This is a genomic window from Clostridioides sp. GD02404 (genome assembly GCF_045898275.1).
In the GTDB taxonomy this organism is placed as follows: domain Bacteria; phylum Bacillota; class Clostridia; order Peptostreptococcales; family Peptostreptococcaceae; genus Clostridioides; species Clostridioides difficile_A.
On the sequence record NZ_JBJOCA010000063.1, the window covers coordinates 1 to 880 of the forward strand.

Genomic DNA, 880 nt, shown 5'->3' on the forward strand with positions numbered 1-880 from the left:
GTCAAACGCATTTATATTACCTTCCCAAACTTTATTTTTTAATGCTATTTGGTCTTCTGTTGGATTGTAATAGCTTCCTCCTCCATCACCTGCTTGAATCTTCTCTAGTACTACTGATTTACCTAGCATTCCTGCATTAGCAATCTTAGCTTTACCTATATTTGTAAGTATAGTGTAAAATTGTTCATCAGCCATTTATACCACCTCCTTTTGGATATACTGTCAATATTTCTGAACTCATGTGATGAGCTAATGCAAACTTAGCTTTAACATTAGCTTTTACTTCTTTACTTGAATAAGGATATACAGTTATTTCTTCACTCATAATTGTTGTTTGTGCAAAATAAGTTTTACTTTTTAATAAAGATACTAACTTATAACTTACAGATAGATGAGAAGGTTTTATAACATTTACTCTCTTATATAAATCTTCTAAATCTCTAGGAAAACCTTGAGTACTAGTTAATTCAACACCAAAAGTATATGGAGATATGTTTTCGTTTATTTTTATATTTGCACCTGTATAAGATTGTAATATCATTGACATTCTTTTAGGTGTCATAATATATTTGCTTTGGAGCTTAGCAATAACTTTTCTTCTTCTATTCTCTGTAGCTTCATCTAAGTTAGTAGATAAACCTACTCTATTTTCCCAAAAACTCAATCCCCATGTTGCAGTCTGAGGAAATAATTGTAATTCTATTTCTTTATTTAATAACTCTAGATTATCAAATTCGCTTCCTATAGCTTCATATATAGAGTTCATAATTAAACTTTGCTCATATATCGGTGACAATGTAAGAAGCATTTCTCTACCTTTTTTAGAAGCTATCATCCAACCACCTCGTTAACTATTTCCCCTACTCCGACCACTTGGTCT

The 880-nt window shown here is 30.9% G+C and carries 2 protein-coding genes; both read right to left on the reverse strand.

What is annotated here, in order from left to right; genetic code table 11:
* The coding region (locus Q3287_RS19345; protein WP_407964676.1) for a phage tail protein at window positions 1–195 on the reverse strand (195 nt) is incomplete at its 3' end.
* Window positions 188–835 carry a YmfQ family protein gene (locus tag Q3287_RS19350; RefSeq protein WP_407964677.1) on the reverse strand — a complete coding sequence of 216 codons (648 nt, stop codon included), beginning with the start codon at window positions 833–835 and terminating at the stop codon, window positions 188–190. The genes Q3287_RS19345 and Q3287_RS19350, both read right to left, overlap by 8 nt.
* Between the last annotated feature and the right edge of the window lie 45 nt (window positions 836–880).